General features: G+C 39.2%; 17 protein-coding genes and 2 pseudogenes. 17 read left to right on the forward strand and 2 right to left on the reverse strand.

Annotation, left to right across the window (positions count from 1 at the left end):
- Positions 1 to 12 precede the first annotated feature (12 nt).
- The 6 genes and pseudogenes from ACFOU2_RS10940 to ACFOU2_RS10965 all read left to right on the forward strand — a co-directional run bounded on the left by ACFOU2_RS10940 (position 13) and on the right by ACFOU2_RS10965 (position 3622).
- The gene (locus ACFOU2_RS10940; protein ID WP_377915010.1) at positions 13 to 1038 is read left to right on the forward strand and encodes a Gfo/Idh/MocA family protein; all 1026 of its coding nucleotides are present in this window, start codon (positions 13 to 15) and stop codon (positions 1036 to 1038) included.
- 262 nt (positions 1039 to 1300) lie between these two features.
- Entirely contained in the window at positions 1301 to 1984 is a 684-nt protein-coding gene (locus ACFOU2_RS10945; RefSeq protein ID WP_377915012.1) for a polysaccharide deacetylase family protein, read from the forward strand.
- Between the two features lie 358 nt (positions 1985 to 2342).
- Positions 2343 to 2453: pseudogene (locus tag ACFOU2_RS10950) on the forward strand (helix-turn-helix domain-containing protein); the annotation flags it as partial.
- Between the two features lie 97 nt (positions 2454 to 2550).
- The gene (locus tag ACFOU2_RS10955; protein WP_377915014.1) at positions 2551 to 2973 is read left to right on the forward strand and encodes a MarR family winged helix-turn-helix transcriptional regulator; all 423 of its coding nucleotides are present in this window, start codon (positions 2551 to 2553) and stop codon (positions 2971 to 2973) included.
- On the forward strand, positions 2957 to 3289 hold the full coding sequence (locus ACFOU2_RS10960) for a DUF3147 family protein (protein ID WP_377915016.1): 333 nt from the start codon (positions 2957 to 2959) through the stop codon (positions 3287 to 3289). Before ACFOU2_RS10955 ends, ACFOU2_RS10960 begins: the two co-directional genes overlap by 17 nt.
- 48 nt (positions 3290 to 3337) lie before the next feature.
- Positions 3338 to 3622 (forward strand): hypothetical protein, encoded by a 285-nt coding sequence (locus ACFOU2_RS10965; protein WP_377915018.1) that lies wholly within the window; start codon positions 3338 to 3340, stop codon positions 3620 to 3622.
- Between the two features lie 327 nt (positions 3623 to 3949).
- On the opposite strand, the gene ACFOU2_RS10970 is transcribed toward ACFOU2_RS10965, so the two are convergent.
- Positions 3950 to 4627 (reverse strand): hypothetical protein, encoded by a 678-nt coding sequence (locus ACFOU2_RS10970; protein ID WP_377915020.1) that lies wholly within the window; start codon positions 4625 to 4627, stop codon positions 3950 to 3952.
- 400 nt (positions 4628 to 5027) lie between these two features.
- Between ACFOU2_RS10970 and ACFOU2_RS10975 the strand changes: the two genes are divergently transcribed.
- Complete coding sequence (locus tag ACFOU2_RS10975; protein ID WP_377915022.1) at positions 5028 to 6494, forward strand: hypothetical protein; 1467 nt, start codon at positions 5028 to 5030, stop codon at positions 6492 to 6494.
- Between the two features lie 135 nt (positions 6495 to 6629).
- Here the strand turns inward: ACFOU2_RS10975 and ACFOU2_RS10980 are convergent, their stop codons facing one another.
- A complete protein-coding gene (locus tag ACFOU2_RS10980; RefSeq protein WP_377915024.1) occupies positions 6630 to 6845 on the reverse strand; it encodes a hypothetical protein in 216 nt (71 codons plus the stop codon).
- Positions 6846 to 7334: 489 nt separating this feature from the next.
- On the opposite strand from ACFOU2_RS10980, the gene ACFOU2_RS10985 reads away from it, so the two are divergent.
- The 10 genes and pseudogenes from ACFOU2_RS10985 to ACFOU2_RS11030 all read left to right on the forward strand — a co-directional run bounded on the left by ACFOU2_RS10985 (position 7335) and on the right by ACFOU2_RS11030 (position 14261).
- Positions 7335 to 8078, forward strand: a complete 744-nt coding sequence (locus ACFOU2_RS10985; protein WP_377915026.1) for a DsbA family protein — start codon at positions 7335 to 7337, stop codon at positions 8076 to 8078.
- Positions 8071 to 8469, forward strand: coding sequence for a disulfide oxidoreductase (locus ACFOU2_RS10990; RefSeq protein WP_377915028.1), 399 nt, complete (start codon positions 8071 to 8073; stop codon positions 8467 to 8469). Before ACFOU2_RS10985 ends, ACFOU2_RS10990 begins: the two co-directional genes overlap by 8 nt.
- 93 nt (positions 8470 to 8562) lie before the next feature.
- Positions 8563 to 8649: pseudogene (locus ACFOU2_RS10995) on the forward strand (S-layer homology domain-containing protein); the annotation flags it as partial.
- A 283-nt stretch (positions 8650 to 8932) separates the two neighbouring features.
- Positions 8933 to 10441, forward strand: coding sequence for a 4-hydroxyphenylacetate 3-hydroxylase family protein (locus ACFOU2_RS11000; RefSeq protein WP_377915030.1), 1509 nt, complete (start codon positions 8933 to 8935; stop codon positions 10439 to 10441).
- A 28-nt stretch (positions 10442 to 10469) separates the two neighbouring features.
- Positions 10470 to 10949: a flavin reductase family protein gene (locus tag ACFOU2_RS11005; RefSeq protein ID WP_377915032.1), complete on the forward strand. Its 480-nt coding sequence runs from the start codon at positions 10470 to 10472 to the stop codon at positions 10947 to 10949.
- Between the two features lie 117 nt (positions 10950 to 11066).
- A complete protein-coding gene (locus ACFOU2_RS11010) occupies positions 11067 to 11963 on the forward strand; it encodes a riboflavin kinase (protein ID WP_377915034.1) in 897 nt (298 codons plus the stop codon).
- Between the two features lie 24 nt (positions 11964 to 11987).
- Positions 11988 to 12425 carry a GlcG/HbpS family heme-binding protein gene (locus ACFOU2_RS11015; protein ID WP_377915036.1) on the forward strand — a complete coding sequence of 146 codons (438 nt, stop codon included), beginning with the start codon at positions 11988 to 11990 and terminating at the stop codon, positions 12423 to 12425.
- Positions 12426 to 12523: 98 nt separating this feature from the next.
- Positions 12524 to 13438 carry a catechol 2,3-dioxygenase gene (locus tag ACFOU2_RS11020; RefSeq protein ID WP_377915038.1) on the forward strand — a complete coding sequence of 305 codons (915 nt, stop codon included), beginning with the start codon at positions 12524 to 12526 and terminating at the stop codon, positions 13436 to 13438.
- A 69-nt stretch (positions 13439 to 13507) separates the two neighbouring features.
- Complete coding sequence (locus ACFOU2_RS11025; protein WP_377915040.1) at positions 13508 to 13765, forward strand: 2-hydroxymuconate tautomerase; 258 nt, start codon at positions 13508 to 13510, stop codon at positions 13763 to 13765.
- Positions 13766 to 13964: 199 nt separating this feature from the next.
- Complete coding sequence (locus ACFOU2_RS11030) at positions 13965 to 14261, forward strand: 2Fe-2S iron-sulfur cluster-binding protein (protein WP_377915042.1); 297 nt, start codon at positions 13965 to 13967, stop codon at positions 14259 to 14261.
- The last annotated feature ends 51 nt before the right edge of the window (positions 14262 to 14312 follow it).

Here is a 14312-nt window from a genome sequence, read left to right on the forward strand (position 1 = left end):
GGGGAAGAAACGATGGGGAAATTAAAAGTTGGCGTGATTGGATGCGGCAGTATTGCACAGCATCGCCATTTACCGGAATATGCATTGCATCAAGACGCGGAGCTTGTCGCTGTCTGTGACATTGTCGAAGAACGTGCAAAAGAAGTGGCTGAAAAGTATGGGGTAAAACCTTATACGAGCTATGAAGAGTTATTACAAAGCGGCGAAGTAGAAGCTGTGAGCGTTTGTACACCGAACTATCTGCATGCGCCAATCTCAATTGCGGCGTTAAATGAAGGTATCCATGTTTTATGCGAAAAACCGATGGCAACTTCAAAAGAAGAAGCAGAGGCTATGATTGAAGCGGCTGAAAAGAGCGGCAAAAAATTAATGATTGCCCACAATCAGCGTTTCGTTAAATCCCATCAAAAAGCGCGCCAGCTGATCAAGAATGGGGAAATCGGCAAAATTTACAGCTTCCGCACGGCATTCGGCCATCCTGGACCCGAGTCCTGGAGCGTCGAAGGAAAGGAAGGCTGGTTCTTTAAAAAAGAGCAGGCATTTATCGGGGCAATGGGCGATTTAGGCGTTCATAAAACGGATTTGCTTCGTTATGTGCTCGGTGAAGAAATCACAGAGGTCGGCGCGTTTGTGGAAACGAGCGCAAAAGATTTTGCCGATGTGGACGATAATGCGGTTTGTGTACTTAAAACCGAAAGCGGCATCATCGGAACGCTTGCCGCAAGCTGGTCTTATGTCGGAAAAGAAGATAACTCTACGGTTATTTACGGTGAAAAAGCGATTCTTCGTTTGGAAGAAGATCCAACTTACTCGCTGGTAGTACAGTATGCAAATGGTGAAGTGGTTAATTATCAGCTTGGCAAAATTCAGTCTAATGAAGAAGGCGGCCAAAAAAATTCATATGTAATAGAAAACTTTGTTGATTGTGTTCTAAATGATAGAGAGCCACTGATTACAGGGGAAGAAGGCATGAAGTCATTGGCAGTCATTTTAGCGGCTCTTAAGTCGAATGATACAAAACAAATTACACGTGTGTAAAAAAGAGAAATCCTATTTATGTTCGTTTGTTCTTGCATCCTGAATAGACTGAAAAGGTTAAGAATTTGACATGGGCGGTTTTTGCTCATGTCAAATCAAGAATTAATCGATTTTATATTAGTCCTAACATGAAGTTTTGGATAAGTCATGCTGTTTCTGCAGGGGGGATGGGAAATGGGCACGTGACTCTCTTGCGACCACTATAACCCCTCTTAAGGATGGAACTTATATCCCGTTATTGTACACAGCCCAAAAGTTGGGGATGAAGGTATCCTATAATTCTCAGCTATCTAGAACCTTTATTGAGACGAATACACCGTCTTCCGGCAAACCAATCGTTTATCAAAAAGGAGATACAACTGAAAAGAGGATTGCTTTAACCTTCGATGACGGTCCTGATAGAATCTATACTCCGCAAATTTTAGATATTCTTCGTGAAAAGGGAGTTCCCGCCACATTCTTCGTTGTAGGACAGCAGGTCAAACGCTTCCCTGAATTGACACAGCGCATTGTAAGGGAAGGACACTCAATCGGTAACCATACTTGGAGTCACCCTAAACTGCCTAAACTAACGACTTCACAAGTCATTCAACAAGTTCAATCTACCCAGGAAGAGATTGAGAGAGTTACCGGAATGAAATCAGACTTATTTAGACCGCCGTATGGCGCCTATACAGCTGCCGATATTCGTGTACTTGACGAACATGGTTACCGTTCCATTTTGTGGTCAGTGGACACCGTTGATTGGAGCGGACTATCAGCAGAAGAAATTTTATCAATTGTAAACAGGGACAAATCGCCGGGAGGGATTATTTTGCAGCACGGCTTTGAAGCCCTTAATGGTGAATTGGATGGATCCGTTCAGGCACTTCCTAAGATGATTGATCAATTACGTGAAGAAGGATACGAGTTTGTAACAGTCCAAACTTTATTGGACAGTAATTAAGGGCATGTAATGTATACACACCCGGCTCATTACCGGACCAGCTGATTGGAGATCAAGAAAAGGAACATAAACAGGATAACAAGCGATAGATGATGTCAAAGGTTTTTCTTCTATTTATGCCTTTCTGTTTTTTCATCTTGAACGAGCTGACAAAGGCCTTGTATAAGCGGCTGACAAGAACCCTTAACGTCGGTTGTCAGCCGCTTATGCGTAAATCATTTGACATAAATGCTTTTTATTTATGTCAAATGATTTACGTGGATTTATATATATTGAGAAAGCCCTTCCAAGATTAGGAAGGGTTTTGTTTTACTTTATATTTCTTTATATAACGTTTATCAAAAATCTTATACCACAAATGGGCAGGTATGTCTACAATCTGTATTTGTCTACCAATAAAGAGTATTACGAGAAGGAAAAGAAATTCATGAGTGGCAATGATTTTTCAAAGTGGTTAAATCATGTTTATGTAGACTTTCCATGGGTATCATGTGCAGATGGAGCACCTATTGCTAACTTTACATTTTTTTGTTAATATATCGTATTATACGATATATTAAAGGATGATGATTTTGAGTGTTGATTCAATCAATAAGGCATGGACAGATCTTTATTATTACTTGCATTACAAACACGAGGAGTCACTGACACACCAAAATATAAGATGCATGCAAACCATTGAAAAAAATAAGAGGGTAACCATACAACTTCTTTCAGAGGTAATGGGCATTTCTCATAATACAGCGTCTGAGCACATCAAAAGGCTTATGCAAAAGGGATATGTACAAAAAGAAAGGAATTTAGAAGACAAAAGAATTGTTCAAGTGAAACTTACAACTCCAGGGAAGGAAGCTTTAAAGAGAAATACTGAGTTAGATGAACAAAAATTACAGGTTATTTTGGAGCGCCTTAGTGTTGAAGACCAGGCACAAGTTTTAAAAGCATTTGAACTCTTAAGCAAGGAGGCTAGACATGTATTTTCTTCTTAAAACTACTGTCTCGGCACTTATTATTGGGATTATTAGTGCGCTGGCCAAGTATTCTCCAAAGTATGGAGGAATTGTTGCTGCTCTTCCTCTTGTAAGTTTACTAAGTTTGTTCTGGTTATATATGCAGGGAGAGAAATCAACCGATTTGAGCCAGTTCTTGTTTGGCGTATTATATGGTTTACCGGCTACTGTTGTTTTAATATTTATCGTTGCTCTATCTTTAAAACACTCTGTTCCTTTTCTATTTTCCATTGTTCTGGGAATGATAGGATGGGCCTCTTTATTGCTTGTCCAAAAAGTATTGCTATCTAGCTAGTGCTCAAAAAACAAGGAATGCTTGTTATCATAATAAGGAGGAGACTCCATGCATATTCTTGAATTGACACTTCAAACAACTAAGCTTAAAGAAATGAGAAAATTTTATGTTCGAATTCTGAATATTCCTTTATTTGAGGAGAAAATGGATTCTTTTACATTTAAAGCATTCGGTGACGATAATGGATTATTTATAGTTGTCGATAAAGACCGTGAATGGTTTATGGGAAACAAGAAACCTGTGATTTCGAAAATGAGAGTGAAAATAAACGGTAATAAGACCATGGAAATTCAGATTCCTGAACATCCCTACACAATTGAAGTAGTGGGGTAATACCCTTTTTATAATTGAGTTAATGATATTTTTTTATTGAGATATCTACCGTGTTATGCACAATATTCCTTAGTTGATCAGCTTGAAGAAACTGATTTATGGCAAAAACGCAAATCTAACATTCATGTGAGTAAAAAATGATAGATGAAGGAATGTCTCATAGTACGACTTACAAGCAGTTGCTGGCAGAAGAAAAAGGAACCTACTTCCTCTCACATGGAAGAACAGAATTTCTTCCATAATCTGTGGTGCCGCAAAGTGCGGCATAGATCAGCAATGAAGTTTAACAGAGCTTTCCGTTTAAAGGAGGGCTTTACATTTTATCAATCACTCCGCTCGTTCAGTCAAAAAATGTGTAAACCTCTGCTTGATTAAATCCTTATCTCCGTATAGGACAATGCGGTCCCCTAATTGCAAAGTGGTTTCATATAAATTTTTTCGAATCGGAAATTCGCCTCTATTGATGAGAAGGACGTGGATATCTTCATGGGGGTGAATCATTTCTTTTAGTTTTTTATCCTTGTATTCAAATTCCTCGTTGACAATTAAATTTATCACGATATCGTTTTTAGAAAAATAAAGCACATCTCTTATCGGAAGTTCGGACACCGAAAAATTATGTTTGATTTTCCTTTTAACTCTGTGAGTCAATCGTTCATTTATCGATGGAACTCTCAGGACGAGTGAAATGAAACCCAATATGCCGGAAATAATGAGAAGAGTGGAAATGTTAAAGTCATCTGATAGTATATTGCTGATTGAAGAAATGATGACAGCCAGCGAAAAGGCTCCAAATAAGATTAAAACTTCACTGATTTTTCTTCTCACAGGATGATTGATGATTAACTTTGACTCGTCAGTCGTAAACCCGGTTCCAGTTAACATAGAGATAGCCTGATATCTGGCGATTTTAGGGTCTAAGCCAGTCACCTGCAAGAGGGAAGAGGATATTTCGATTACTAATTTTACGATTATTAAATATATAGAAATAAACAATAATCCCATAAAGTTCTCCTTTCGTTAAGAATGGTTATAAATCCGTTTCTAAATTCACCGCTATTTTTCCCGCGTATGCTTTAAGATCCGCATTATCTCCCGCCCGCATCCTTGCCAGCCGCTTTTTGGCAGCTTATCCTTGGATAATAAGTGATTTCTGATTTTATTACCCTTTATTTTTTATGACAACACCCGACCTTTAAAGGAAATTGTTTACAAGGATATGATTTTTTTATTGTGGTTTCGCTTTCGATAAATGAAAAAGGTCCCTCATGGTTTGTTCTGTAAAAAAATCAATTGTTTTTCTTTTAAGTTTTAAGTGGGTATACAGAAATTGGAGGGAATAAAAAAACGGTGAAAAGGGTACGTGTACCTTTAAAGCGACTTTTTGAAAGGATAATCAGTCATTATGAAACCCATTATCTTGAAAGAGAAAAAAATGAACCATGCGATTTTTCAATTCATTTTTCCTTTCATCATGAAAGGCGGATCAGAATCTTCAATGGTTTCGGCTTTGAAAAAGCGGGGTTTTGAACGATTTAGATTAGATAATCTAGAGGCCCAAGATCGTTACTATGGAAAGTTTAGTGTCCACCATGCTGATATGGAACATTATTATCTCCCTTTTACGAATAAAATTCTTTTTCCTCAAACCGAAACAAATGGAGGATTTCAGCGGTACTCCAAAAATTTCAACCTATCGTGTTCATTGAAAGCAAACAAAAAGGTCATACCGTTTACTTTACTTTCCGCTGATGTGGTCATTTGTCCTTATGAATTAGCCTTTTTGACCATACGGACTGAGATTGCAGATCTTTTTAAAGTTGATTTTTCAAGCGCCATAGAATTTGGGGCGCGTTTTAGGGTACTGGAACCAAGGAGGTCAGAAGATGTCGAGACGATTGTGGAATATGACAAGAAACGTTATGATCATGTAGGAAATTTTCTTTTTAAGTTTTTAATCCCGCATCTTGATCGCTTTTTTGATAAAAAAGGAATGGCCGGTTCCTATTTTGAAACATTCCCGTTTTTTGAAGATGAACGAATGTTTGTTCAATCCCTGTTTAGTTTGGAGCAGGATGAAAGCATTGAGAGTGTGGACGTGTATCGGGCAGGAAGCCTGGATGGGCTGGATTCAGAAGGAAACCCGTACATTAGCTCCAATAACCCATCCTATATTCGCCGTTTTTTGCGAGAGAATAGTTATGAAAAGTGGGCACCGAACACTTATTATGTATTAGAAAAGAATAGTTTTTCTTGTCTTACAAATGAGAATGAGCGGATATTACCGCGGCTTGCAAGTCAAATGTATGGTGAGTATTATTATGGTTTGCTTCTTAATTTATTCCATAAAATCGTTTTGCTTAAAATAGACAAGGACTACTCCGAAGTTAGTATTGACCGGGATGCAGAAAAAGTTGAAAAGCTTATTCATTCCATCAATACGTTTACAGCAAACTATTTTTTTATAGAATTTACTACCCAATCACAAGGCCGAGAGATCTTTTTGCATTTAAAAAACATGCTTAATATTGATGCCCTGTACGATGATGCCCGACAAACTTTACAAAGTTTATACAAATATCAAGAGGCCTTTTCATCGAAGAAAAACAGTCTTCTTCTTTTAATTCTTACCCTCTATACGGTCGTAGGAGGGATATATGGGATGAACCAGGTAATCGAGGACTTAAAAGGAAACATTAGGTGGGAAAAAATGGGGTCCTATTCCATCTTTGAATATATTGCCTTATTTGTGACAATGAGCGGTTTGATTGTCACTGTTATTTTAGGGATGCATGAACTAATTAAGTGGAGAAAAGGCATCAAGAAACGAAAGCGATGGGAAGCGCAAGCGAAGTGCATGTTCAAAAGATAAGAGACGAAATAAAAATGGAAAAAGTCGAAAAATCAAAGATTTGGGAGATGGATCGCTCGTGTGAGAGCGGTTTTTTTCTTGTTTTCTAAGAGACTGTTTTCCAAAAAAAAAAACGGCCCTGAAAAAGGGACGTTTTTATGAATCTGGATTATGCTTTTTCTCGCTCGAGGAAGTGTCTTTCGTATGGTAACCATCTTTTTCTTCCCGCTGTTCCTCTTTCAGATCTTCCAGCGGGATAGGGTCCACATTTCGTTCACTCTCAAAACGATCAAAGAGACTTTTTGTTTTTGTTTCGTATTGTTCGGGATTGTCCATTTTTTTTGATTGATTCCGGGATTTTGAATGATCCATTCCGATCACCTCCATATGAGTGCTTTTGTATATCTTCTATACAGCCGCTTGATTTTGATTTTTCTTTATGAAGAGAAATTCAGCTTCTATTGTTATATGTACCCGTGCTTAAAAAGCGTAAACCGTTATTTGAAAGGAGAGGGAAAGTGTGGCTGTGAAATTGCTAAAAAGCACCTGGTTTTTAGGAGAAGAAAAAGAAGATAAATAGAAAAAAAGTCAAAAGGATGGCCCGGCATGAGAAGTGCGGTAAAGTCAAGGGTTTTGATGACAGGACTTTTCAGTAGAAAAAGTTTTTTGTTAACTGTTAACGGTTTATGAATCAGTTCTTGATTTTTCTTTTGTGATGTAACTATAATGGTTACATCGGGAGGTGCCTTTCTTTTTTGATCTAGTGGTAACAAAGGAACATATCGCCTTATAGCGGATGGAGACACATCTCTCTAGAAATCAAATTCATCCGTTTTGCAAACATTGGAGTGAATGAAGACTATGGCAAAATCAAAGAAAAAACCAAACAAAAAACCCCCAAAAAAGTCAACCATGTCATCCAATCAATCATCCAAATGGATATTTTGGGTGATTGGGATATTTAGTGTATGCGTGTTAGGACTGATTTTTTTAGGGAATTTCTCTGGAAAGGAAAAGGAACAGGAGCAGGAAGCGGCGATCAACTATGAAAATCAGCCGTATTTGGGTGAAGAGTCTGCACCGGTTCAAATTGTAGAATTCGGAGATTATAAATGTCCGGTTTGTAAAGACTTCAATGAATCTTTCTTTCCTCAGATCGAAAAGGAATTAATTGAAACAGGTAAAGTGAAATTTTATTTTATGAATGATCCATTCATCAATGTAGATTCTGAGCGTTCTGCTCTTTTTGCAGAAGCCGTCTATCAGGAACTCGGAAATGATGCATTTTGGAAATTTCATGAACGCCTCTATGAGAAACAGCCTGAAGACGTGAAATATGAGAAGGTTGATTTGTATACACCATCATTTTTGGAGAGTACATTGAAAGAAATTGCAAGTGAAGGAGAAGTATCCAAAGTGGTAAAGGCCTTTGAAGAGAACAATGCCAAAAATGCTTTGGATCAAGATCTGTCTTATGTGGAAAAGCTAGGAGTAACCGGCACCCCGACTTTATTTATTAATGGGAAACAATTCGAGGGACGTACATTCGACGATTTTAAGGAAATGGTCAAAAAAGCGGCAAAGGAGAAGAGCGGAGATGAGTAAACCGCTGCTCTTTTCCTGGATTGCAGCCATCACAGCCGTGATCGGAAGTTTATTTTTCAGTGAAGTTATGCAATTTGTTCCATGTACACTTTGTTGGTATCAGCGGATTTTGATGTATCCTCTCGCCATTTTACTCGGACTGGCTTTTTATCGGAACGATCAAGTGATTTATCAATATGTACTGCCGTTTTCTATTCTTGGAATGATTCTCTCAGGCTATCATTATGCACTGCAAAAAATTCCTTTCCTGCAAACATTCGAGATGTGTAAAAGCGGAATCCCATGCTCGGGGGAATATATTAATTGGTTAGGGTTCGTAACCATTCCGCTGCTGGCCTTTATCGCGTTTACCATTATTACCGTTAATATGTTGTTACTACGAAAAAATTGAAACAGTCGCAAAGCGTTCGCATCAGGCATGCTTCCTTGCATAATACAAGGAAGCATGCAATCAGCTGCAGTAAAATGATGACGATGTTGATGTTCAGGTTACGGGAATCGGTTCAAACCGGCCAACACAGCAACACGTGCGCAAGCGGCAAAAGTGATTTCCTTTATGTTGGAAAAATAAATGAATGCGGGCGGACGACACTTGTATTGAAGAAAGCGCTGGAGAGGAATCCAGCGCTTTTGTTTTGCTCTTTATCAGCTGAACCTTCGGTAATTCCAAAATAGTAGAATGGATGATTTGAAAAGGTTACTCCGATTACCAGCACTACTATTCGAAAAAAATAAAATTTTCAGACATATTGTGTCGTAGTTCATTTTCAAAACATCCGTTACGATTAAGATATACGTTGACATCTTGGAAAGGTACACCACAACAAAAAATTGAACCGGAGGTAGAGTGAAAAATGATGAATGGTAAAGAGTACATTGAAAGTTTAAGAGATGGACGTACAGTTTATTTAAATGGGGAAAAAATTGATGATGTCACAACACATCCTGCGTATCGCAACTCCGTTCGCTCCGTTGCAAGATTGTATGATGCTTTGCATGACCCGGAAAAAGCTCCAATCTTAACAACAAAGACAGAAAAAGGATATACAACACATAAATTTTTTACAGAAGCAAAAAGCGCACAAGATTTATTAGAAGCGAGAGACGCAATTGCTGAATGGGCGAGATTAAGCTATGGATTTATGGGAAGATCACCTGATTATAAAGCATCATTCACAGGACAATTGAATGCATATGCCGATTATTATACGGGATTTGAATCTAATGCAAAACGTTGGTATGAAAAAGCAGGAAAAGAACTTCCATTTATTAACCACACCATTATCAATCCGCAAGTAGATCGTTCGAAACCCCTGCATGAAAACAAAGATGTGTTTGTACGTGCTGTGGAGGAACGTGACGACGGAATAATTGTAAGCGGTGCCAAAATGGTCGGGACATCTGCAGCGTTGACACATTATAATTTTGTCTCTAACTATGGACCGACAGATTTAGGTGACGGCGATCAAAGTCATGCATTAATTTTCCTTGTACCGATGAATGCGCCTGGAGTGAAAATGATTAGCCGTCAATCGTTCGAACTTCAGGCATCCAGATCAGGCTCACCTTTTAATTATCCACTATCAAGCCGTTTTGACGAAAATGACGCGGTCATCGTTCTAGATAACGTGTTTATTCCGTGGGAGAACGTACTAACTTATAAAAATGTTGATGTCACAAATAAATTTTTCGTTGAAACAGGATTTATTAATCGCTTCACATTCCAAGGATGCACTCGTTTTGCGGTTAAATTAGACTTTATGGCAGGATTACTGCTTAAAGCGACTGAACAGGCGGGAACAAATAAATTTAGAGGTGTTCAAGTGAATGTCGGAGAAGTGCTTGCATGGCGTAATACGTTCTGGTCGCTGTCTACTGCAATGGCAACCGATCCAACTCCGGGATGGAACGGCACGGTAATGCCAAACTTGAAATATGGTGCTGCGTATCGCGCACTTGCACCATTTGTATGGCCGAAAGTGAAAAATATTTTTGAACAAGTTCTTGCCGGAGGTCTAATCCAGTTGCCTTCTGGTGCCGAAGATTTCTTAAATCCTGAACTTCGTCCTTATATAGACAAGTATTATCGCGGGTCTGGAGTTGACGCGTTAGAACGTGTGAAATTGTACAAAATGATTTGGGATTCAATTGGCACAGAATTTGGTGCACGCCACGAGTTGTATGAAATTAACTATGGCGGCAATACAGAAAACGTCCGCGCAGAAATGGTTAATATTGCTAATGCAACAGGTGAAAGCGATAAGTACAAGAGCTTTGTTGACCAAGCATTAAGTGAATATGATCTTGAAGGCTGGACCGTGGACAATTGGGTTAATCCTGAAAAGGAACTAGTTAAGCAATAATATAAAAGATGGCAGAGGAGAGTTTAAAATGGATGATCGACTTTTTCGAAATGCAATGGGAAAATTCGCAACTGGTGTAACGGTTATCACGACAGAAGTAGATGATGAAGTATACGGAATGACAGCAAACGCTTTTATGTCTGTATCGTTAGACCCGAAATTGGTGCTCATTTCTGTAGGCAAGAAGGCAAAAATGCATGACCGCATTAAACAATCAAAAACATACGCGGTTAGTTTGCTTTCCGACCACCAGCAAAAAATGTCTATGGTGTTTGCCGGGCAGTTAAAGGAAGACTATGAGGTTATCTTTGAGCGGTTTAATAATATGCCTGTTATTGAAGATGCACTCGCAAACATTACGTGTGATGTATGTAAAGAGGTCGATGCGGGCGATCACACATTATTTATTGGCGCAGTGACTGATATTCAAATTCAAGATGGTGAACCCCTCCTGTTTTTTGATGGAAAATATCGCGATATACAGTCTAGTACCTCTTCATTGGTTTAGTAATCCAGGAAGGATTTCTGATCCTACCCTAGTGTGAACCAATGTGTAACATGCAAAAAGATGGAAACGGGTTATTTTGAAAAAGGGACACTAGCTGGTATAAGGAGAGGAATCGATGTGGAAACAGTACTGATTGCGCATGACAAGAGAAATAACTGTGATCAACAAGAGCCTTGTGTAGCGGCTCTCGGTTTTTTTGACGGTGTTCATATCGGGCATCAGACCGTTATTGAAAAGGCAAAAACAATCGCCGAGCGAAAAAAGGTAAAGTTGGCCGTTATGACGTTCTTCCCCCATCCGAAGGAAGTGCTTTCGGGGGGGAAGAACCCAGTTCAATATTTAACGCCGCTTTCATTAAAGAAAGAAAAGTTTGAACAGCTGGGAGTCGATATTCTTTATGTCGTTCGTTTTGATCTCATGTTTGCCGCCCTTTCACCGCAGCAGTTTGTAAACGATTATTTACTCGCATTGAATGTCAAGCATGTTGTTGCCGGCTTTGATTTTACCTATGGATGCCGGGGAGAAGGCAATATGAAAACGATAAAAGATCATGGTATTGGACAGTTTGGCGTAACAACCGTTTCAAAAGTAAATGAAGCTAATGAAAAAATTAGTTCCACACTGATTAGAGAAATGCTCGGAGCAGGCGATGTAGACAATATTCCTAATTATCTCGGTACATTTTATGAAACGAGGGGAAAGATTCGTTCAATCCATTCCAAAGGTCGAACTGAAGATCAATCAAAAGCGATCGTAAAAATAGATCCCCATTTTACACTTCCAAAGCCGGGGGTTTATGAAACAGAGGCGATTGTTAATGATCAGCGCTATAAGAGCGTCTCCTATATTCGAGCGAATCATAAGTATACCGGTGAAATAGAAGTTGAGATTTTAAAAACACTCAAGCAACATAAAGAGATTCAATTGAAATGGATAAGACGTTTGCATGAAGATCAAGGACAGGTGTACATGGAGGAAATAATTCCTGCATTCTCCAGGGTAAGTGTCATTTAGAGGATTTTATAAAGGAGCAGAGAAATGATGATTCTTAATAAAAAAGTGATCTCGAATGGACTGGCTCACGAAATGATTCAAAAAGCGAAAGAAAAGGCAAACGAATTAAAGATAACGGTAAACATTGCCATTGTTGATGATGGCGGACACTTAGTGGCATTTTCGAGAATGGATCACGCACCGCTTTTAAGTATTGAAATCGCACAAAACAAAGCATATTCCGCGATTGCCTTTGGAATTCCTACACATGAATGGTATCCGCTAATCGAAAACAGCCCGGCATTAAAAACAGGGATTGTCCATACGTCACGCCTCGTTGTATTCGGTGGGGGATATCCCATTTTGTCAGACGGTAAAGTAATTGGAGGAATCGGAGTCAGCGGGGGGTCTGAAGAGGAAGATAAACTTTGTTGCGAAGCCGCTTTACGTATTTTTCAAGAGAGAACAGTCTATCAAAACTAGCACAAACCTACAAAAAATAGAAAGATTTGTGTAGGTTTCTGACATTTCGTTTTATTAGAATATTCAATATAATTTAATAAATAAGGGGGTTGCTATTTATGAGCAGTATTATGCGTATTGGTCGAATTGAATTGCGTGTGATGGATTTAGAACAATCAGCTGATTATTATAAGAACGTAATTGGATTAGAAGAAACGGCTCGCGACAGTGAACGTATCTATTTAAAAGCGTGGGATGAGTATGATCACCACAGCATTATCTTGAAAAAAGCGGACTCGCCGGGGATGGATCACATGGCATTCAAGGTAAAAGATCCATATGAATTAGAAATACTTGAACATAAAATCGAACAGTTTGGCTGCAAATTATCGCGTGTTTCCTATGGTTCCCGTATTGCGGAAGGAGAAGCGATTCGTTTTGAAATTCCGACAGGCCATGAAGTCGAATTATACAGCGATATCGAATTTGTTGGTACAAATGTCGGTACGGTGAATCCAGATCCGTGGCCTGATAACCTGCGTGGAATTGCGCCTCACCGTCTCGATCACGCCCTTTTAACGGGAGATGACATCGAAACAGTCACACGCTTTTTTACAGAGGTACTTGGCTTCCGGCAAAGTGAAAAAATCGTAACGGTTGACGGAGAACAGATGATAGGAAGCTTCCTTGCGATAACAAATACAGCACATGATCTGGCGTTTGTCAAAGGACCAGATAAGAAGTTTCACCACGCAGGATTTCATGTGGATAACTGGTATGAAGTCTTAAAGGCGGCTGATATTTTATCGAAAAACAAAATCCATATTGAAGTAACGCCGACACGACACGGTATTACACGGGGACAAACGGTTTATTTCTTTGATCCATCAGGTAATCGCAACGAAGCTTTTGCAAGCGGTTACATCACTTATGCAGACTTCCCGACGATTACATGGACGGAGGATCAAATCGGTACCGGGATTTTCTATCATCGCCGCGAATTAATGGAATCATTTTCAAAAGCGTTAACATAAAAGCGGGAGCACTGACTGAGACCATCATGATTGAAAGAGATAATGCTTTTTCTGTAAGTTTTGATAGTCTTGGAGAGGTCCAGGCGAAGTTTACTAGGAAAGAAAGAAGTGAAAAACATGCCATTTGTTCAAATCAATATAATAAAAGGTCGTTCTCCTCAAATGAAAGAAGAGCTCATTAAGGAAGTTACGAACACAATTAGTAACGTTTTGGATGCCCCGGTTGAGAATGTCAGGATACTAATCAATGAGATGGAACCAGAACATTGGGGAATTGCAGGAATATCCGTGAAAAAAAGACAAGAACATTCACAACGGGATGAGTGAAATGAGTAAAATGGCAACAACCGTTCGTAAAATGCCATTGTTTGTTGATGGGGAGTAGGCGGAATCCAGCGCAAAATCAGCGTTTGAGGCATTATCTCCTTTTCGTGGATATCAGCTTTCATGTTCAAGATTGGGTGGACTTCGAAAACGGAAGTCTGCCCAATTTTGATCCCGTATATCAAAGAAAAGAGGTGAAACAATGGATATAGTTACTAAAAGGCAAACGATGTATCAAGTCACCATCGATGGTGAGGCGGTCTTTTGCAGTGGTGATTCAAGCGTCCTTGACGCTGCGAGAAAGAACTTCGTGAGATTTCCTTACGGTTGTTGCGCTGGTGGCTGCGGGATGTGTAAAATGAAAATAACAGCTGGAGATTATGAGTTTGGGGTATCTTCGAAAGCTGTTTTAACAGATAGTGAACGTGAGAAAGGCTACGCACTTGCATGTAAAACATATCCTTTAAGTGATCTTACTGTAAAGATCGTCGGCATCTGAGCTTTTGAGCCGAATTATAAATCTTGTAAGCTTTGAAAATCTGGGGTTGAA

The sequence above is a fragment of the Bacillus songklensis genome (genome assembly GCF_042649685.1).
Taxonomy (GTDB): domain Bacteria; phylum Bacillota; class Bacilli; order Bacillales; family Bacillaceae_H; genus Bacillus_BA; species Bacillus_BA songklensis.